This window comes from Thalassotalea sp. ND16A (genome assembly GCF_000764205.1).
Taxonomy (GTDB): Bacteria; Pseudomonadota; Gammaproteobacteria; order Enterobacterales; family Alteromonadaceae; genus Thalassotalea_A.
The window spans coordinates 122,970-142,822 of record NZ_JQDZ01000022.1 but is presented as its reverse complement, the minus strand read 5'-3'; the positions used below and the strand labels follow the sequence as shown (position 1 = coordinate 142,822).

General features: G+C 43.0%; 14 protein-coding genes and 1 pseudogene. 5 read left to right on the top strand and 10 right to left on the bottom strand.

Going from position 1 to position 19,853, the window contains the following annotated elements; genetic code table 11:
* Nucleotides 1-274: 274 nt before the first annotated feature.
* Nucleotides 275-2,935 carry a TonB-dependent receptor gene (locus ND16A_RS14465; protein WP_052072880.1) on the bottom strand — a complete coding sequence of 887 codons (2,661 nt, stop codon included), beginning with the start codon at nucleotides 2,933-2,935 and terminating at the stop codon, nucleotides 275-277.
* A gap of 315 nt (nucleotides 2,936-3,250) precedes the next feature.
* Between ND16A_RS14465 and ND16A_RS14470 the strand changes: the two genes are divergently transcribed.
* Nucleotides 3,251-3,949 (top strand): UTRA domain-containing protein, encoded by a 699-nt coding sequence (locus ND16A_RS14470; protein ID WP_033076522.1) that lies wholly within the window; start codon nucleotides 3,251-3,253, stop codon nucleotides 3,947-3,949.
* An 80-nt stretch (nucleotides 3,950-4,029) separates the two neighbouring features.
* On the opposite strand, the gene ND16A_RS14475 is transcribed toward ND16A_RS14470, so the two are convergent.
* The 9 genes and pseudogenes from ND16A_RS14475 to ND16A_RS20105 all read right to left on the bottom strand — a co-directional run bounded on the left by ND16A_RS14475 (nucleotide 4,030) and on the right by ND16A_RS20105 (nucleotide 16,285).
* The gene (locus tag ND16A_RS14475) at nucleotides 4,030-4,449 is read right to left on the bottom strand and encodes a YybH family protein (RefSeq protein ID WP_235281978.1); all 420 of its coding nucleotides are present in this window, start codon (nucleotides 4,447-4,449) and stop codon (nucleotides 4,030-4,032) included.
* A 112-nt stretch (nucleotides 4,450-4,561) separates the two neighbouring features.
* Nucleotides 4,562-5,446, bottom strand: a complete 885-nt coding sequence (locus ND16A_RS14480; RefSeq protein ID WP_033076520.1) for a copper resistance D family protein — start codon at nucleotides 5,444-5,446, stop codon at nucleotides 4,562-4,564.
* Nucleotides 5,447-5,457: 11 nt separating this feature from the next.
* Nucleotides 5,458-5,880, bottom strand: a complete 423-nt coding sequence (locus ND16A_RS14485; RefSeq protein WP_033076519.1) for a copper resistance CopC family protein — start codon at nucleotides 5,878-5,880, stop codon at nucleotides 5,458-5,460.
* A 63-nt stretch (nucleotides 5,881-5,943) separates the two neighbouring features.
* On the bottom strand, nucleotides 5,944-7,785 hold the full coding sequence (locus ND16A_RS14490) for a 2Fe-2S iron-sulfur cluster-binding protein (protein WP_033076518.1): 1,842 nt from the start codon (nucleotides 7,783-7,785) through the stop codon (nucleotides 5,944-5,946).
* 785 nt (nucleotides 7,786-8,570) lie between these two features.
* Nucleotides 8,571-11,684, bottom strand: a pseudogene (locus ND16A_RS0118825) (efflux RND transporter permease subunit); the annotation flags it as partial.
* A 19-nt stretch (nucleotides 11,685-11,703) separates the two neighbouring features.
* Nucleotides 11,704-13,494, bottom strand: coding sequence for an efflux RND transporter periplasmic adaptor subunit (locus ND16A_RS14495; RefSeq protein WP_033076517.1), 1,791 nt, complete (start codon nucleotides 13,492-13,494; stop codon nucleotides 11,704-11,706).
* Nucleotides 13,481-14,971 (bottom strand): TolC family protein, encoded by a 1,491-nt coding sequence (locus ND16A_RS14500; protein WP_052072878.1) that lies wholly within the window; start codon nucleotides 14,969-14,971, stop codon nucleotides 13,481-13,483. Before ND16A_RS14500 ends, ND16A_RS14495 begins: the two co-directional genes overlap by 14 nt.
* Entirely contained in the window at nucleotides 14,971-15,492 is a 522-nt protein-coding gene (locus ND16A_RS14505; protein WP_033076516.1) for a DUF411 domain-containing protein, read from the bottom strand. Before ND16A_RS14505 ends, ND16A_RS14500 begins: the two co-directional genes overlap by 1 nt.
* 409 nt (nucleotides 15,493-15,901) lie before the next feature.
* Nucleotides 15,902-16,285, bottom strand: coding sequence for a hypothetical protein (locus ND16A_RS20105; RefSeq protein WP_052072877.1), 384 nt, complete (start codon nucleotides 16,283-16,285; stop codon nucleotides 15,902-15,904).
* Nucleotides 16,286-16,684: 399 nt separating this feature from the next.
* Between ND16A_RS20105 and ND16A_RS14510 the strand changes: the two genes are divergently transcribed.
* The 4 genes from ND16A_RS14510 to ND16A_RS14525 all read left to right on the top strand — a co-directional run bounded on the left by ND16A_RS14510 (nucleotide 16,685) and on the right by ND16A_RS14525 (nucleotide 19,789).
* Nucleotides 16,685-17,908, top strand: a complete 1,224-nt coding sequence (locus ND16A_RS14510; protein ID WP_033076515.1) for a M24 family metallopeptidase — start codon at nucleotides 16,685-16,687, stop codon at nucleotides 17,906-17,908.
* 23 nt (nucleotides 17,909-17,931) lie between these two features.
* Nucleotides 17,932-18,600 (top strand): sulfotransferase, encoded by a 669-nt coding sequence (locus ND16A_RS14515; protein ID WP_033076514.1) that lies wholly within the window; start codon nucleotides 17,932-17,934, stop codon nucleotides 18,598-18,600.
* 164 nt (nucleotides 18,601-18,764) lie between these two features.
* Nucleotides 18,765-19,358 carry a septation protein A gene (locus ND16A_RS14520; protein WP_033076513.1) on the top strand — a complete coding sequence of 198 codons (594 nt, stop codon included), beginning with the start codon at nucleotides 18,765-18,767 and terminating at the stop codon, nucleotides 19,356-19,358.
* Between the two features lie 128 nt (nucleotides 19,359-19,486).
* Nucleotides 19,487-19,789, top strand: coding sequence for a YciI family protein (locus tag ND16A_RS14525; protein ID WP_033076512.1), 303 nt, complete (start codon nucleotides 19,487-19,489; stop codon nucleotides 19,787-19,789).
* Nucleotides 19,790-19,853 lie beyond the last annotated feature (64 nt).

Genomic DNA, 19,853 nt, shown 5'->3' with positions numbered 1-19,853 from the left:
ATCATATGACCCGTTGGTGGTTTATCTGGTTTGCTCTGCCAGTCAATAATTGCTTGTTGCAGTTTTAATCTTACTTTCATCAGCTTTGCTCTTAAATCTAAACGTACTTAGCAGCTACATTAAAGTATAAATTATTTATTACTTAGTATTAGTCTATTACATACTTTAAACCTGTGTGTTACACACAAGTCAATACTTTTAAATTGTTTCCAACATAAAAAAAGCTTGCCATCGACAGAATGGCAAGCTTTGAACTACTAATACAGTTTAGTAACTAAAAACGGTAAGTTGCTTTCACAAACCCACGTCGACCGAGTAAATCATAGGTCATTACATCCGTATTAGCATCGTTCCAGGAAGTAAGATATGGCGCAGCTTCATCAAATAAGTTATCGATACCAGCCGATAAATGTAGTGCATCGTTAACTTGGTAGCCGGCTTGTATATCTGAATAGAAAATTGCATCTACCGATTTACCTTGCGGGTCAAAATCACCACCATTAACATCATCGGCTTCGCCGATATAACGTAACGAATAAGTTGCAGACCAATCGTCAGCCGCTAAAGTCACATTAAAATTACTGCGCCACTCAGTATAGCTACCTTGATCTTCGGTAATAAAACCCACTTTATCTATGGTCGGTTGTCCGGCAAAAGGTTTGCTTTCATGATCCAGTAATCTTGTTATATCCAGGTTTGTTTTCGCACTCAAGCCAAACATATCAAATTTATAAACAATATTAAAATCAACACCACTGACTTTCTCAACGGCCGCATTTACCGGTCGTTGATTTAATTCATTAATTTGCCTGGTTACCGGATGACGGGTAAAGGTATCACAAAAATCCGCATTTCCAGCTGGGTCTTCGTAACACAATTTCAAAGAGTCTGAGCCATTAACCGAGGTAATCGAGTCTTCAATTTCGATATTGAAATAATCGAGTGTGGTGGATAAGCCTTCTACCAACTGCGGCTCCCATACAATACCTACCGTTGTAGTATCGGCAGACTCGGCGCCTAACTCAGGGTTACCACCAACGTTCGTTAACACCGTTGTGCCATCTTGAAGAAAGTCAGCCGGCACACCATCGGCTAAACAATTTGCCGCAATCGTACCGGATGCATTTTCACATGGATCAATCGTTCGTAAATTTTCACCATTGGTACCACCAAATAACTCGGTAATTACCGGGGCACGAAATGCCGTTGATTTCACACCGCGGATCATTAAGCCATCATAAACTTGCCAGGTAATACCAAGCTTATAGGTGGTTTCGTCGCCCACTGTGCTGTAATCAGAATATCTGGCTGCCATTTCAGCCGTCAGGTTTTGCACTAAAGGTAAATCGGCTAATAACGGTACCGACAATTCAACGTAGGCTTCGGTAACATCGAAACTACCACTAATGGCATCTTCCTGACCATTGCGTAACACGGTTGAATCCGGGTCGCGCCAACCATCTTCCCAACGTCGTTCTGCACCCGCGGCAAATGCCAATGTGCCCGCAGGTAAATCAAACAAGTCACCGCCGATATTCACTGTCCAAGTGCGCATTTCATTACCACCAGTACCTTCACGGCGATACTTAACGTGATCGATGACCTCTGGGCTCAACTCGTCAATGCCAAACCAATCGCCACATGGAATGCCATTACTGTTATCATAAGTACAGATACTGTCATCTAACGTTTGGGCCGCTGCGGCAGGGTCGATATCAAACGTCCAACCATCAGTACCGGTGTTACGTCCATAGTTATACGCTACATCCCAATACCAACCATTAGTAAATTCACCTTCTAATCCCAATACAATACGAATCGTATCGGTTTCCTGGAAAAAGAATGGTGCTCCCAGTTCGACATTACGACGGCTATTAAGTTCTAAGTCTTGTCCGGTTGGATTGTAAAGAAAATCAGCGGCGACCTGTACACCTGTAAGTCGTCTCGGCGTAACAATTTGCTCACCCTTACGTTTGGTATACATTGCCTCGGTAAATAAGTTAATGGAGTCGTTTAGCTCATAATTAACAAAACTGGAAATGTTAATACGTTCCATCGGACTCACGGCGTTCAGGTAAGGGAAATAATCGAAACCATGCTTTTCTGAATCATAATCCTCAAAAAAATCACCATCGCCATTAGGGTCCTGGTTGAATTGAACGCCCCGACCATCGGCCAACAGAGCACGGCCACCTACGGTAGTTGAGCTGCCAAAACAATGAAATTCACCATTTTCATCCCCAAATTTAGGACAATCAACACGATCCGACTGTCTAACGGCTTCGGTGTTGGTATAGCTTAGGCTGAGCACCGCATTACCACGGTCGAAGTTTCCCCCCAAAGTTAAGCTGACATCCTGGTTTTCACCATCGTCTTCGTCGGTGATGCCGGCTTTAACACTTAATTCAGCACCGTCAAATTCTTTTTTGGTTATGATGTTAACCACACCGGCAACGGCATCTGCACCGTAAATTGCGGAGGCGCCGTCTTTTAACACCTCAATGCGTTCAATCATAGAGGTTGGGATCATATTTAAATCGACCGAGCTGTTTGCCCCGGTACCACCACCCACTACCCGACGGCCATTGAATAATACCAAGGTACGTTTGATACCCAGCCCGCGTAAGTTCACTTGCGCAGTACCATAACCACCGCTGGTCCAGTAGGCATTGGTAGCATTACCGGCAACACCGGCAGAAAAAGACATTTCCTGGAGTAAATTTTCTACATTTGAAATACCTGACATCGAAATTTCTGCGGCATCAATAACCGTTACCGGACTGGCCGATTCCATCTCTGCACGCTTGATGCGAGAACCAGTGACTTCAATACGCTCAACATTTTCTTCGTCAATATTTTGCTCGGCACTTGCAAAGGCCGGAATGGTAACAATTCCGGCAATACATAATGCTTTGTTTATACTAGATATTTTCATTGTTGTTTTCCTCTATGAGTTTATTAACCAGAATTTTTATTTATTGTTATTGTTCCTTGGGTTAATTTTATACAACACTATACCGGTATATACAACAAAAATTTACAATTCTTTCACAAAGTGTAACTTGACTATTTATTCTAGTTTATTGCATTTAAATAAAATACTTTCGTTCTAGATGATTTGCGGTATATACTGGGCTGAATTATTAAAGGATAATTAACGGGTTTTATTTGAATAGTTTCCTGTTAAAGTAACGGCTATTTTTATCAAATGAGCCGAATAATCATATTGTTGTGGTGCTAAATAAAGAAAATGACTCAACCGAAATATAAAGTAATAGCAGAAGCTATTCTCACCAAAATTCAAACTGGAGAATGGCTTGAAGGTGATAAAATCCCTTCAGAAATGGAATTGGCAGAACTATTTTCGGCTAGTCGAATGACCGCGAGAAAAGCGGTGGATTCGCTTGTTCATGCTGAGTATTTGGAACGATTGCCGAGTGTTGGTACGTTTATAAAAGCGCCTAAGGCGCAAAGTTCGTTACTCGAAATAAAAAATATTTCGGATGAAATCATCGCCAGGGGGCATGACCATAAAATGGTGGTGTTAAGCAAGATGACGCTGGTGCCGAACGATAAAGTCGCTTTTGAGTTATCCGCGTTCGAATCGAAAGTATTTAAAATTGTGATTTTACATTATGAAAATGACACGCCTATTCAGTTAGAAGAGCGCTTTGTCAACGCCGAACTGGTGCCGCAATTTTTAGAGCAGGATTTTACCAAAATAACCGCGAATCAATATTTAACCTTAGTTGCACCTTTATCGGAGGCACACGTTACGGTTGAGGCGATAGAGCCAAGCAATATTTTAAAGCATCATCTACATATCAGTAGCGGTACGCCTTGCCTAAAAATCATTCGTAGCACCTTTTCGGATGGAAAAGCGATCAGTTATGCAATGTTATACCACCCGGCAGATAAGTATAAATTAACTTCATTGGTGAAATTATAGTCAACCTAAGCTCAAATACAGGTTAGCTAGTGCGATGTTTTACCCAAACACATCGCAAAGTAAATTTATCCTCTAACAAGTTAATTCGACCAGTGAATGTGCACTATTTTCCAGCCATTGGCATGCTTGGCTAATACCATAGTTTCCATGCCCTCATAATCCACATCTTTACCTTTATAAGTTCCAGAGGTTTTAGAACGAGATATCGAGATAGCGCTATTGCCGGTTATTTGTACGTGGTGTTCAAGCATGGTGGAATTAACTGCCGCTAAATACTTCATATCGGCAAGCATGTGGTGATGTGCATATTCCTCTGCCGAGCGCTCTACCCCTCCCCCTTCAAAAATCAATACATTGTCCGCTAACAATGAACGGGCCAATTCTTTATCGCCGCTTTTTAACGCCTGATGAAATTGGGTCACAATTTTGGCCGGTATTGAATCTGTTCCGCTGAACATGTTTGCTGATGAAGTGCTATCATCAGCTTGTTCTGATGCCATCAGCGCGGGTGTCAATACAGGTAACATTACCATCAAAGTCGTGGCGATATATTTTTTGATGTCCATCATATTCCTCTTAATTATTATTAACGTTTTTAGCCAGAAAATCTGGCTATGAATGACTTGGCCCCACCATAGTGGTGAGCCAAGTCGTTGCGGTTAAAACCGCAGTGGCGATATACATCTCGTATTTTATTGAACGTTGCAGCTGCATAGCGCCATTGCTATTTTTTCTTAACGCTGGCACCAGTTGCAACTTATGGACTGCAGCCAAACCGATCAACAAGGCGACCGCACTGAGTTTGATTAAAAATATTTGCCCGTAAACACTGAAAAACAGCGCCGTTACTGAGCCGACTAATTGATAGCCAACAAGCGCACCGCAGGCAATTAACAGCAACACCGAATAACTTGCATAGACGCCAAATTTCTCCATCGTTTGCTTTATTACAGATAAAGGTAGCAAGGAGCAGCCTCGCCAAAGCGGCCAAAGTGAGCCTAGCCACCAGGCAATCAGCAGTACATGGATACTGATGAAGAACTGATTGAATAAAGTTAATTCCGCGCTATGACCAATAAGACTAAACGATATGGCTAAACAGCCGATACTGAGTAAATAAAGCCCGAGATCAAGTTTCGATCTAGCCGTTGACCACAGTATTTTACCAACCAAGTAAGACGCAAGCAGAAAACCAACACACCGATAGACTAACGCCTCACCGGCATTCGACTGCCATAACATAGATAGATAAAATTCATCGTACATGCCGGTAACGCCATTATCTGAAAATGCGCCAACCTGACTGAAAAAGTTACTAATCACGCCCAAAAATCCCACGAAAATACTGGCAAAACAATATTTACCAACACTTTGTCGGTAACATTTATCCTCTGCGGCAAAGCAACACATGAAGATTCCGCCAATGGCTCCGGACACACCGATATAAATCATAAGTTTCGAAATTATTACGGCAAAGTCCCATGGCGACATATCCATATTACGCTCCCTTAATGATTATGGCTGGCAGATTTAGCCGTATCGGCATGTTTTTTGGCCATATTGGCAGCTGCTACACTGTTTGCACCATGCACCAAAAAGCTGAAATCACCGGTCATTTTATGCGCGTCGCTGCCCATAATCATCCAGTTTACCCGATAGTTTCCACTTGCTAATTCCGGTAAGGAAATATTGTAATTGCTTGATGCCTTAGTGGTCGGTTTAAAATCAATATCCACTTCAGTACCTTGTTTATCCTGCATCGTAACTTTGGCTAAAACCACCGCTTTGGTATATTGCAGTTGCAAGGTCTTTGGGCTCGACATCAACATCGCATTATCTTTAGGTGTTGACGATTTAAGTCCTGCGTGAGCAAAAACGTTTGCTGTCATTAACACCATAGTTGCGGTAAATAAAAACACGGTCTTTTTCATAAATATTCCTTTGGTAAATTGAGGTATATACCGGTCACCATTCAACATGGTGACCGGTAGGTATTAATTAAAATCATCAAAGGTGATGGCGGAGTCTGCGACACCTTTGGCGGTTAACATGGCAATGGTTTCCGTCATTAACAAGGATGGCCCACACAAATAAAATTCGATATTCTCCAAGTTATCTATACTATCTAAATTAAGCTCTAACATTTGTTGCACATAGCCAGTGGAGCCGAGCCAGTTTTCGTCAGCACGGGAAAGTGTCGGGAAGTAATGGAAATGGTCGTTATGATTGGCCAGGTGATAAAATTCATCGGCATATAACAAGTCTGACTCTTTACGAGCACCATAAAAGAAATAGATATTCCGCTCAGGGTTGCCATTCTTGCTTGCCAGTGCCGTTTGCTCTTCAATTAATGATTTCAATGGCGCCATGCCTGAGCCGGCTCCAACTAAAACCATAGTTTTATTGCTGTTTTCGCTGGCAAAAAACTCCTCAAACGGGCCAATGGCATCAACCGATTGCCCAGGCGCTAAGTTACACAAATAACTAGAGCCAACCCCGGGCAGCACTTTATGATGAGGTGCGCTTTGAATTTTAATGGTAAAGACTAACTCATCGGTCGTATCTGCAGAGGTTGCGATTGAGTAGCTGCGCGTACACGCTAAGTGCTCATAATCGAGTTTTTCAATGTGATGCCAATGCGGTTTTAATTCTTCCGGTAATTGCATTGGCACTGAACAGCCTTTACTGGCAGGAATAAAGAAACGCATGAAGGCTCCGGCTTTGTAAGATAATGCCGCCCCACCTTTTACTTTAAAGCGTAGCTCTTTAATGTATGGGCTGACAAAGGTACTGCTGGTAAGTAGCAATGCATGTTTCTTCGCTTCGGTCACATCAATCAGGGTCATCTGCTTAACATCATTGCTGAAATGCTGACAAGCCAGACGATAGCCTTGTTGCAATTCTTTATCACTAAAGTGCTGATGATCCGCCGACGTGGTGTTAGTCACCGGGTTGATCATCACTTTACATCGACCACAGGTACCTCCACCACCACAGGTTGAGGGTAAGGCAATATCATGTTCAATTAAGCCATCGAGTAAGTTACTGTGACTCGATAGGGTGATATCCCCCATACTCTTTTGGTGCTTATCAAACAGTCTTACTTTTCGTTGTTTGGCAAACAGCTTAATTTGGTATTGGCCTCTAAAACCAAGATCTACCGTCCATATTAAGCCGGTTAACGATAACCACAGAGTAAAAAATGCAAATAAGATGATTTGAATATTATTAAAACTGCCCTCACTGGCATAATCCATAAAATGCAACATAAAGGCGATATCGGCAAGGCGTTTATCATCATCGCTATGGCCAACCACCCGGCCAGATCCGGCTTCAATGTAAACGCTGGTATTTACCTCGTCATTGAAATTTATTTGCCAGGTCGGGTTATATTGTTTGGGAAAATCGGCAACCTTTGAGGTTAACAAGGTCGTCGCAATAATTTCCCCAGGGCCAGAGTAGGATTGGCTTGCTAAGGCATTGGCCATAGCACTGTCAATTTCAGTAGTCTCACCACTGTAGGCGTTAACCAAAGAGTAGTGGTTAATAAAATTGCGATATAGCCCCTTTTTATGGGTAAGTAAATAATAGGGTTTGCCCAATAACTCTATTGTACTTAACACAACGCTGGGGTTCTGTTGTGTAAGCACTGATTTAGGCTCGACAAATTTTTGTAAATCAAAGTTGACCACAGCGTGCTCGTGACTACGGTAGGTGTGGCCACTGGCTTTGGTGTGATCCATTAAATTGAAATAGACCCCACTTAACAGCCACAGTAAAAATTGAATGCCAATGAATACAGACAACCATTTATGTATTTTTTTGATCCAAAGCATTAGGCTACCCCATTGATTGATTGTTCAGACTTGGCTGATTGTTCGGCGGTTACCGTTTCCGCATCTTTTTTAAAGACTCGGAAATAGACGAGAAACAGACCAGTTATGGTGGCAAGCAGGCCCAGTAAGGTAAACCAAAACAGTAACGAATTATCCACTTCACTATCTTCGTAATCCATCACATGAAAGCGGAACATCCAGTCAAATAAGCGCCAGAACTCATGACGCTTTGCTAATAGTTCACCACTGCGCGCAGAAATGTAGATTGCCGGGCTACCTAAATCATCAAAATTCACCCGCCAGGCAGGCAACGCATCATGCACTCTGCGACTTAATTCAAACGGTGGGTTATCAGTAATATATTCGACATTGAGAATGTCACCTTTCCCACTATAGATGTGTCTGGCCGCTTCAATGCCTAATGTTTCACTTAATGGTGACAATTGCTCACCGTTAGCGGCATCAACTAAATATTTAACCTTGTCAACGGAGAACCGATACACATCTTTATCAATAAATTTCCCGACACTAAAATGTTCTGCATCCGGGTATTGTTGCAGCAATTGCGCTACCGGGTAGTTAATGTTGTTGGCATTGATTTTCGCCTGGTGATTTTCCACCAGGCTGTCGCCATGAATATAATCAATATCAAAAAATACCATGTAGGCACCGGTCACCGACCAGATCATAAATTGCGCCCCAATAAATAACATTAACCATTTATGATATTTACGGCTGGTTTTTAATAAACTAAATGGCTTTTTAACCTTAGTGCCAGTGTTGCCAACGGAGTTTGAGCGCCATAAATAATACAGCGATGGCAACACCAACAGGGTTAGAATAACAGCACTCAGCATACCGCCAACCATAGGTGCGGCAATTCGACTCATAACTTCAGAACCTGTACCCGTGCCATATAAAATAGGTAACAAGCCAACAATGATGGCCGCAGCGGTCATCATTACTGGACGAACCCGCATCCCCGCACCGTGCATAATCGCATCAAATACATGTTGTTTTGTCGTGCTAATTCCTTGCTTTTGGTGTTCCTTAAGCATTTCCTGGTAAGACTGGTTGAGATACACCAGCATGATCACGCCTATCTCCACTGCCACCCCGGCCAAAGCGATGAAACCAACGCCTACTGCCACCGAGAAGTTGTAGCCTTCGAGATACATCAGCCAGATACTGCCCACCATAGCAAGCGGTAACGTGCCCATGATCATCAAAACTTCAATCACGTTTCTAAAGTTCACATACAACAAGAAAATGATGATGGCTAACGTCAACGGCACCACATAGGTCAGCTTATCCTTGGCACGTTGCATATATTCATACTGACCAGCCCAGGAAACTGAATAGCCTGCGGGTAAGATAAGTTTGGCGGCGACAACTTTTTGCGCCGCAACGACGTAGCTGCCAATGTCGACACCTTCTATATCAACGAACGCCCAACCGTTTAACCGTGCGTTTTCTGACTTGATCCCTGGTGGCCCATCTTCGATAAAGACGCGGGCAACATCGCCCAGAGAAATTCGTTGGCCACTAGGCGTCACAATCGGCAATAACGATAACTGCTCTGGCGAGTTACGATAATCTTGAGGGTAGCGTAAACTCACCGGATAACGCTCTAGGCCTTCAACGGTTTGAGTCACGTTCATACCACCAATAGCGGTTGAGACTACTTGCTGAATCTCGCTAATATTGAGGCCATAACGCGCGGCGTTTGCTCGTTGGATATCGACCTTAATGTAACGGCCGCCAGCCACGCGCTCGGCATAAACAGAGGCGGTTCCAGGCACGTCTTTTAAAATGACTTCCAGTTGTTGACCAATGTCTTGGATCACGTTCAAATCTGGGCCCGCCACTTTGATGCCCACCGGGGTTTTAATGCCCGTTGCCAGCATATCAATACGGGTTTTGATCGGCATCACCCAGGCATTGGTCACACCAGGCAATTTCACCAGGGCATCCAGCTCTTGTTTCAAGCTTTCGGTGGTTACTCCTTCGCGCCATTGCTCTTGCGGTTTTAACTGAATAAATGTCTCGATCATGGTTAGTGGCGCCGGATCGGTAGCCGTTTCCGCCCGACCTACTTTACCAAAAACTGTTTTCACTTCCGGCAGTGAAGCGATTAACTTGTCGGTTTGTTGCAATAACTGCCGCGCCTGACCAATCGAAATACCTGGGTAGGTGGTCGGCATATACATGATATCGCCTTCATCAAGCGGTGGAATAAATTCACTGCCAATTTTATCTAATGGCCACATACCCACACCGAGTAACATCACTGCCGCGACTAACGTCGACTTGGGAAAAGTTAATACCGTTTTTAATACCGGTAAATAGATAAAGGTTAAAAACCGGTTTACCGGGTTTTTATGTTCTGGCAATACCTTACCGCGAATAAAGTAGCCCATTAACACCGGCACTAAGGTGATCGCTAGCGCCGCAGAGGCGGCCATGGCGTAGGTTTTTGTAAACGCTAAAGGCGAGAACATCCGCCCTTCTTGTGCTTCTAAGGTAAACACCGGCACAAAACTTACGGTAATGATCAATAAGCTGAAAAATAACGCGGGGCCGACTTCACAGGCCGACTCGGTGACAATCTGCCACCGATTTTCTTTGGTTAACGGGGTGCGTTCCATATGCTTATGCATATTTTCAATCATCACAATGGCACCATCAATCATCGCCCCAATGGCAATGGCAATGCCCCCCAGAGACATAATGTTAGCGTTTAAGCCTTGCATATGCATGATGATAAAAGCAGTCAAAATCCCCACTGGCAAACTGACTATTGCCACCAAGGATGAACGCACATGGAATAAAAAGATCACACAAACCAGCGCCACCACCCCAAATTCTTCTAACAGTTTGTCGGCCAAATTGTCTACTGCTCGTTCAATTAATGCCGATCTGTCGTAAACAGGCACAATCTCGACACCATCGGGCAAGCCAGATTTTAACAGTTCAAGCTTGGCTTTTACCTTTTCGATCACTTGCTGGGCATTTTCACCAAAGCGCATCACCACAATACCGCCAACAGTTTCGCCTTCACCGTTTAGCTCGGCAATACCGCGACGCATTTGCGGCCCAGTGCCAATATCAGCCACATCTTTTAATAATAATGGCGTTCCGTTTTGATTCACTCCTAATGGAATATTCTCTAAATCTTCAACACTCTTTAAATATCCCGTTGCTCGCACCATATACTCAGCTTCGGCCATTTCAACAACAGAAGCGCCAATTTCCTGGTTACCCTGTTTAATCGCCGTTTGGATAAGCGATAAAGGAATGCCAAAGGCACGCAACTTGTCCGGATTAATTTGTACCTGATATTGCTTAACCATACCACCAAGGGCGGTCACCTCAGAAACGCCGGGCACAGTTTGCAACTCATATTTTAAAAACCAGTCTTGGATACTGCGCAATTGGCTCAGATCATGTTGTCCGGTTTTATCCACCAAGGCATACAAGTAAATCCAACCGACACCTGTGGCATCGGGGCCCAATTGTGGTCTGGCAGCCGCAGGCAAACTAGGTGCAACCTGGCTTAAATACTCAAGCACCCGCGAGCGCGCCCAGTAAAGATCGGTATCTTCGTCGAAAATAACATAAACGTACGAGTCGCCAAAAAACGAATAGCCGCGTACCGTAACCGAACCTGGCACTGACAGCATCGCCGTGGTTAATGGGTAAGTGACCTGATCTTCAACCACCTGAGGGGCTTGGCCAGGATAACTGGTCTTGATAATAACTTGTACATCTGACAAGTCAGGTAATGCATCTACCGGGGTGTTTTTGACGGAATACAGTCCCGCACCAACAAGAATAAGCGTTGCCAACAACACAAAGAAGCGATTACCAACCGACCAGCGAATAATAGCAGCAATCATAGCTAATTATCTCCAATTATTAATGGTTTGAATGATCAACTGGCATCTCGTCTGTCGACGGATCAGCTGTCAGTTCTATATTGATGATAATAAAATCACCATTGCGAATTTCGAAGGTAAAAGTAATTTGCTTGCCTGCGGATAATGCCGACATATCTATTGCATCACTCACTAAAAAATCCAGTGTTGCTGCCTCCCGATCCCATTTTTCGATGGGACCACGGCTGATGTTCAGCATGCGATGACCAGCCATCACTGAATTTATCACGCCCGTCACTGTCGCCGAGCTAACATTATCATCTTGCGACACTTCCACTGCGCCGATGTTTTCATCACCAGGGATGTGAATATTAGTTACTTGATATTCACCTGCGCTGGTTGTGGTCAGTTCAACATGCAAAGTAAGCCCGGCACTTAACTTGGAAAAATCAACGGCATCGGTAGCGATAAAATCCATGGTCATTTCCGGCCAACGCCACTGAGGAATTGGCTCATGGACCAAAGTCAACATCTTGTGGTTTGCCATCATGCTTTGAACTTTTGCTTCAACCCAAACCGAAGTTGGTATCTCTGCAGTGTCACCCGCATAATTCATTCGTTTAAAATCTGATGATTTACTCGATTCAGAGTCGATTAAGAATTGCGCCGAACTTACTACACGTTCTCCTTCCAACAGGCCTGTCAGGATCTCAACTTTGTTACTATTCAGACGACCAACACTCACTTCAATCGACTTAAAGCTGCCCTCACCTAATGCCAACACCACACGATCTTGGCTACCGGTGCGAATTAACGCTTCTTTCGGGATCAGCAAAACCCGTTCAGCACTGTTGGTGTGTATGGCTATTTGGGCGAACATATTCGGTTTAAACAAGCCGTGCTCATTGCTAAAGCGCAGTCTTACTTTCACCGTTCGGGTTTTGGCATCAAGCGTTGGGTAAATGTAATCGACTTGTCCTTGCCAACTTTGCCCCGGTAGATAATCTAGGGTCATCGTCACCGGAGTACCGGTTTTCACTTGCGCAGCTTGACGTTCAAACACTTCCGCCTCAACCCAAATTTGCGATAAATCGCCAATGGACATGATGTTACTGCCCGGCTTGATAAAGAAGCCTTCGCGTATTTGTAAGTTTTCAACGACACCATTTTGTGGCGCATAAAAAGTGATATTACGTTGTACTTTTTTAGTTTTTTTCAATTGCGTAACTGCCGACTTAGGCAATTGTAATGCTGCTAAGCGAGTTTCTGCCGCGTTAATTAAGCGCTTATTGTTACTCACTAATGCCAGCAACAATTCTTCCTGAGCATTGACTAACTCCGGCGAGTAAAGTTGATACAAGGGCTGACCTTTGTTAACCAGATCGCCTGTGGCCTTAACGTAAAGCTTTTCAATCCAGCCTTCAACTCTTGGGTGTACATGCACCAATTTGTCTTCATCATAAACCACATAACCGACAGTATTTATTTGAGTATGCATGGTGCTATAGCTGACGGTAGCGGTACGCACACCTAAATTATTGATCACATCAGGTGAAATTCGAATGGTGCCAGGGCCTTCATCCGGGCCTTTACCGCCATCATCATAAACAGCAACCAAGTCCATCCCCATCGGTGATTTTCCAGGTTTATCACGACGATAATTTGCATCCATTGGGGCAACCCAGTACAGCGGCTCTTGCTTGGCAGCGTCTTTGCTCATGGATGAGTCAACCATGGTCTGAGGTTGAAAAACAGAATAAGCGCCAAAGGTGATGATTGCACCAATGACCAGACCTAGCGCTAATGGTTTGAGGGTGTTATTTAGTAGCATGGTTGCTCTCCGCATTGCTACTTTTTGCAATGCTGTTGTTGATTATTGTTGCCTGTTGGCTGCCAAAGGAATCCATAGATTTTGTCATTGGCCGGATAAAAAGATAATTCAGTTCAAGGGCTAGTTTTTGTTTCTCGACGTTGATTTTTAACAGATCAATTTGTGCGTTTAATAATGAGATCCTGGCGCGCACTACATCAGAGAAATCACCGTCATCATGGGTATAGGCGGCTAGGCTTGCTTCAATTTGCTCATTGATTTGTGGCATTAATTTACTGTTAAATAATGACTTACGCTGTTCGAGTTGTTGTAATCGGCCTTTACTGCTGGCAAATGATGCCATCATTTTTCTCAATAATAGAATACGTTCGGTTTTCACCACTTCGCTGGTTGATATGGCCGCCTTAACTTCATTGTCTTGTCGATTTTCAGTGAATAACGGTAGATCAAAGGTCACGCCTAACGACAACAGATCAGCACGTTCATTGCCCATAAGATCATCATCACGATAACCATAACTTGCCGTAACCCCCCATTCAGGTTGATATTTCTGCTGCGCAAGGTTAACACCGGTTGTTGCCGCTTTAAGTTTTTTATCTAAGGCGACAACCGCAGGATGTTTGATAAAATACGTTACCAACTGTTGCTGATTTAACCATTTTTCAGAAGCTACCAGCGACTGTTGATGCAAGTTTATGCTCGGTAACTCATCAGCCAAAACCATAGTGGGTAAATTCAAAATATTCGTTTGTGCACCATTATTCTCACTGGCATAACTGGAAAGCCATTGCGACAATTGCCCGGTAAAGCGATTTTTTTGTTGCTTTAATTGCACTAACCTGTCTTCTAGGCGAGTCAACTCCAATTGTGCGGTTATCACATCCTGTTGCTTTGCCTTGCCTCTGGTCGAAGCATAGTTTGCCTGGGCCAAATCAATCAGCTGTTCAAATAAACTACGGTTTTGCTGGGTCAAATACAGGCTTTGTTCAATGTAATAAGCATCAAGCCAAAGCGTACCAACGGTCGAGGCGACTTTTGCTTTTCTATCTTCTCGTTGCCAGGGATATTGCTCACTTTGCTGGCGAAGTTGCCGTTGTTTAATGGTTAAACTGTCCCCTCTTGGAAACATTTGGGTGATGCCAACTTTAAATTGGCTCATTGGCTCTTGCGCAAAGTCAAAGCTGTCGGCGGCAAGATTTGCGATGCCAACCGATATTTTAGGATCTGGCAAGGTGTTCGCCGCATAACTTAAGGATTCAACCGCCTGCTGTTGATGCCGGTTACCGGTTAACCAGGGATCATTTTTTTGAGCGCGTTTTATTGCCTGCTCAAACCTAAGTACAGTTGCTGTTTGCTGAATCGTTGAAATACTTTGGCCAGCAAAACTTTGAAAGCCGATAAGACTAGACAGCCCTAACCCGACTATCAATGCCGACTTAGAGGTTTTCACCCGGCCAGTTTTCTTGTTGAAACGCATTAGAATTGCTCCTCATAACTATTTACCATTTGGTAAACCTGATGCTGGCCATTGTGATTGAGTAAAATAATTTGATATGGCATGAATTTATCGTCTACTTCCATACCTGGGCTGCCTAATGGCATTGCCGGAACTGTTAAGCCGATGGCATCAACAGGCGGATTTTGAAGAAATTGTAAGACGAATTTTGCCGGAACATGACCTTCAAACACATAGCCATCTTTAGACACCGCGGTGTGGCATGAACGAGCATTGTTTGGAATTTTATACTTATCTTTTAATGCGCTTAACTGCTGGCTGTCATGCGCCGTTGATTGTAAGCCATGTTGTTCTATATGATCGATCCATTTAGAACAGCAGCCACAGGTTGGCGACTTGTACACGTCTAAACTAATTGCGGCTGCCGGCTGCGGTTTTGCGGTGGCAACGGCATCAGCCTTGCTAACATCAGAACACGCCGCTAAGAAAGAAATAAAAACAAATGCTGCTACATAGTTAGCAGAACGAGAAAAATTAAACATGTTAGAACCATAAATTTAGTTAATATGCCAAATCACATTGCGAGTTGTCGCGATTGAAATTATTGGCGTAAAGAAGAGGAAATAATCCTCATTAAGCGTGAGTGAAAATTTGGTATACCCGTCGCCATTCAAAGTGCAGGATTTCAGTGGGAATTAAAAGTGATTTAGGCAAGGTATTAAATTTAGAGAATGGTTGTTCCATTGTTAAAATTAATAACGCTGCATAAATCACTTTTAAACCCATCGAAGAAGCGTTTGAGCAATCCCACTCCTTCGTTCCACCTATTTGTAAGGGAATAACCATTACTGTATAGATGCGCCTTGAATTGGAATCGCTCAAGCGCTCTGAAACCTACATCTTGAATGGTGACGGGTATATATGCCAATTTTTAGACGCAATTATCCTGTATTAACTAAGAATGGGGGGACGGTAGAGCGATTTTGAATACAGATTATTCAATAATAAATTTTGCAGGGGGATTTTTACACTGGCAATAAATTGCAAATCACTGCTGATGTTATCTTCAACAATCACAGTAAATGAACAAGCACCCATGACACATGAACAATCGTCAATGCAACAATCTTCATCTGAGCCATCGCTCATCTGCTTCATGCCATGAACCATCATACCTTGGTCCATAGCCATCAGATTGTGGTCCATGTCAGCCATGATCTGGGTATTAGCCATGTTGTTAACCATCATCATTTTACAATTTTGCCCACTCGCCATCGCCTGACTTAAGAACGTCAGCAATAAGAAAAATATGGCAAAAAGTTTTAGATTGTTCATTTAATGGTCTAAACTGGCCTGAGATTAGTTGTTATCTGTGTGCGATTATATGTTCGCTAATGAAAAAAAAGCAACTTCTTTCCATAAAATAAATGTTTGATATTGTAACAATAGTTAAAAAATTGCATTAACAATATCGATTTACAAGTGTTTGCCGGTAGGTTTTCATAACCTCACCGAATTAACTGTTCAGCCGAGATTTGTCGAACACTCGCTGAGATTGCTTTGCTCAGTCAGCAACCGTTTTTAGCATATTTTTACCTTTGGGTTGATTGTTATCAACATTATATGAAAAACAATCGCGAATCGGCTGCGCAAATGTTAGTTTTTCCGGATGGAATACAATATACTCCACAGATTCTCATTTTTGATGACATAAACTAACCTTGGACAAATTCGATGATAAACAATAACGGTATTGGTGGCTCTAGTGCTGCCGACGAATTAACAAAATTAACGAATATGACTGCTGATGTAGAATCTATTACTTTAGCAGAATACCAACAGCGCATAGCCAAAGCGCAGCAATTGATGCAACAGCACAACATTGTTGCCACCTACATTAATGCCGGAACCAATCTTTATTACTTTACCGGTACCCGCTGGTACGCCTCAGAGCGTATGGTAGGAGCCATTATTCCAGCCGTTGGCGACATTGAATACATTGCTCCGCACTTTGAAATTAGTACCCTTGAGCAATTTATGGTGGTTAAGGGCAAAGTAAATGCCTGGCAAGAGCATGTGAGTCCGTATCAAGTGTTTGTTGACAGTTTACGTGCCTTAGGCATAAAGCATGGCGATGTTGCCATTGATGAATCTACCGCATTTTTCATCGCTAACGGCATTGCCAAAGCCAGTGTGCAGTTAAATTTAGTGGATGCAAAAGCCATTACTGCCGGTTGCAGAATGTCTAAGTCGGCGAACGAAATCGCTTTACTGCAACGCGCCAAAGATATGACCTTAGAAGTACATAAAGCGGCAGCCCGCATTTTACATGAAGGCATTAGCACCAAAGAAGTAGAAGCATTTATCAATGAAGCGCATAAATGCCTAGGTGCACCGGCCGGTTCTTATTTCTGTATTGTATTATTTGGTGAAGATTCGGCTTACCCGCATGGTGTGGCCACCCCAAAAGCACTTGAATTAAACGATGTGGTGCTTATTGATACCGGTTGTCAGCTGGAAGGTTATAACTCAGACATCACCCGTACTTATGTATACGGCACCGCCACAGAGCGGCAAACACAAGTTTGGAATTATGAGAAAGAAGCACAACGTTTAGCTTTTGAAGCCGCACAAATTGGTCAGCCTTGTGCCAGTGCCGACATGGCAGCGCGTGAATATTTGGCCACCGTGGGTTTGGGTCCTGGTTATGACATTCCAGGCCTGCCACATCGTACCGGCCACGGTATTGGTTTAGACATTCATGAATGGCCCTATTTGGTATTAAACGATACCACCGAGCTCAAAGTTGGCATGTGTTTTTCTAACGAGCCGATGATCTGTATTCCGGGCGAATTTGGTATTCGTCATGAAGATCATTTCTATATCAGTGAAAATGGTCCGGTATGGTTCACCAAACCAGCACATTCGATAGATGATCCGTTTGGTTACAACGCTTAATTCCTATGTTAATAAACAAGCATATGAGTGAAAACCCGCGAACCGAGAACAATAAAATTTTCATCATTGGCTTGCCACGTACTGCTACCACTAGCATTTGCGTGGCAATGCTTGATCTCGGCTTTAAAGTTGCTCATACCTGCTATACCGAAAAATGTTTAGTTGCGGCACAAGTGATTGCCGACACCCCGGTATTTTACAATTTTGTTGAATTAGATAAGCAGTTTCCCGGAGCTAAATTCATTTACCTTGAGCGGGAATTATCCTCCTGGTTGCCTTCGATAAAACAATTATTATTGCGCATGCACACCAATGTTACCCGCAGTGATGGTGGCTACAACCCAATTATAAGACACTGTTATTCTGAGGTTTTCTCACCCTTTACTGAGCAAAACATTAACCAGGACAGCTTCCTTGAACGTTGTTATTTACAACATAAAAGCAAAGTGTTGAGCCATTTTAGTGATCGAGCATCTGATTTTTTAATGCTCAATATTGCTGAGCAAGGCAGTTATCAAAAACTATTAACATTTTTAAACATCGACGCCGCCATTAGCGATTTTGCCAAGATAAACATCGGTGGTAAAGTCACCGCCTGGAACAAAATTAAACACCCAAACAAAGTTGAGTCCACCAAAAATGGTCGCATCGATAAACATTTATTATCGTTTACCGATAGCTTGATTACTTAGTTTTAACGCCGAAAATCGGAAAAAGTGGAGTATTGAGCAAGTGCTGCTTATCCCGAGCTCAGGTTACTTACAAAAACTTACAGGCTTTCGCTAGCATGGCGGTTTGACATTGGTTAGAATGAGGTAATTAAATTGTTATCTTAGTTAGAGTATCGTTACCCATTATGGCCGCTTTTTTAGAATACATCCCATTAGTCGTATTTTTCGTTGTATACAAATTTTTTGATATTTTCATTGCCACCGGCGCATTAATTGCCACCTCTGCCCTGCACTTACTTGTGCTAAAACTGCAAGGGAAAAGCATACCTACTCGCCAATGGGTATTTTTTGGCTTAATTGCGGTGTTTGGTGGGCTAACCATCTTCTTTCACGACGATACCTTTATTAAATGGAAGGTCTCAATCATCAACCTGTTTTTTGCATTAGCGCTGTTAGTCAGCCATTACGGTTTTAAAAAGAACTTGTTAAAAAGCTTTATGGGTGAACAAATTCAAATGCCAGAGGCGGTTTGGGCCAAATTTAATTTGTCCTGGGTCGGCTTTTTCTTAGTTTGTGCCGGGTTAAACCTTTATGTTGCCTTTAATTTTGACCAAGAAACCTGGGTTAATTTCAAAGTGTTTGGCTTGACCGGGTTAACGTTTGTTTTTGCCATTGTCTCTATCATGGGCATTTACAAACACATTCCTCAGGAAGAAGATGACGCTGAAAAGCTGAGCGTTGAAACTACTAAAGAAACCAATACCAAATCTGATTGTTAGCTGATCAATTGAGAATGCACTAGAAAGCTTTATAGTCATTCCCGAAGGGTGATTTTATTTACCAAAATAAAATTACTCAATGAGCAGATATCGATTAGAATTGGTATATTAAATTGAGAAATACCAATATGCTATACGTAATTTACAGCGAAGATGTGCCAAATTCATTAGAAAAACGGTTAAGTGTGCGCGAGCAACACATCGCCCGCTTAAAAGAAATGCAAAACCAGGGACGTTTAATTATTGCCGGACCATGTCCGGCCATTGACAGTGAAGACCCCGGCGCATCAGGCTTTACCGGCTCTTTGCTGGTGCTTGAGTTTAACAGCTTAGCAGATGCACTAGCCTGGGCCGATGCCGACCCTTATATTGCCGCCGGAGTCTATGAAAAAGTAACGGTAAAACCTTACAAAATGGTATTACCAGCCTAACTCATTACCCCCAGTTCAAGTTATGTAAAAAATAAAAGAGGTAATAGTCAAACCATTACCTCTT

Coding starts and splice junctions, on each gene's coding strand:
- ND16A_RS14465 (WP_052072880.1), bottom strand. CDS start 2,935: ATGAAAATATCTAGTATAAACAAAGCATTATGTATTGCCGGAATTGTT.
- ND16A_RS14470 (WP_033076522.1), top strand. CDS start 3,251: ATGACTCAACCGAAATATAAAGTAATAGCAGAAGCTATTCTCACCAAA.
- ND16A_RS14475 (WP_235281978.1), bottom strand. CDS start 4,449: ATGGCATCAGAACAAGCTGATGATAGCACTTCATCAGCAAACATGTTC.
- ND16A_RS14480 (WP_033076520.1), bottom strand. CDS start 5,446: ATGGATATGTCGCCATGGGACTTTGCCGTAATAATTTCGAAACTTATG.
- ND16A_RS14485 (WP_033076519.1), bottom strand. CDS start 5,880: ATGAAAAAGACCGTGTTTTTATTTACCGCAACTATGGTGTTAATGACA.
- ND16A_RS14490 (WP_033076518.1), bottom strand. CDS start 7,785: ATGCTTTGGATCAAAAAAATACATAAATGGTTGTCTGTATTCATTGGC.
- ND16A_RS14495 (WP_033076517.1), bottom strand. CDS start 13,494: ATGCTACTAAATAACACCCTCAAACCATTAGCGCTAGGTCTGGTCATT.
- ND16A_RS14500 (WP_052072878.1), bottom strand. CDS start 14,971: ATGCGTTTCAACAAGAAAACTGGCCGGGTGAAAACCTCTAAGTCGGCA.
- ND16A_RS14505 (WP_033076516.1), bottom strand. CDS start 15,492: ATGTTTAATTTTTCTCGTTCTGCTAACTATGTAGCAGCATTTGTTTTT.
- ND16A_RS20105 (WP_052072877.1), bottom strand. CDS start 16,285: ATGAACAATCTAAAACTTTTTGCCATATTTTTCTTATTGCTGACGTTC.
- ND16A_RS14510 (WP_033076515.1), top strand. CDS start 16,685: ATGATAAACAATAACGGTATTGGTGGCTCTAGTGCTGCCGACGAATTA.
- ND16A_RS14515 (WP_033076514.1), top strand. CDS start 17,932: ATGAGTGAAAACCCGCGAACCGAGAACAATAAAATTTTCATCATTGGC.
- ND16A_RS14520 (WP_033076513.1), top strand. CDS start 18,765: ATGGCCGCTTTTTTAGAATACATCCCATTAGTCGTATTTTTCGTTGTA.
- ND16A_RS14525 (WP_033076512.1), top strand. CDS start 19,487: ATGCTATACGTAATTTACAGCGAAGATGTGCCAAATTCATTAGAAAAA.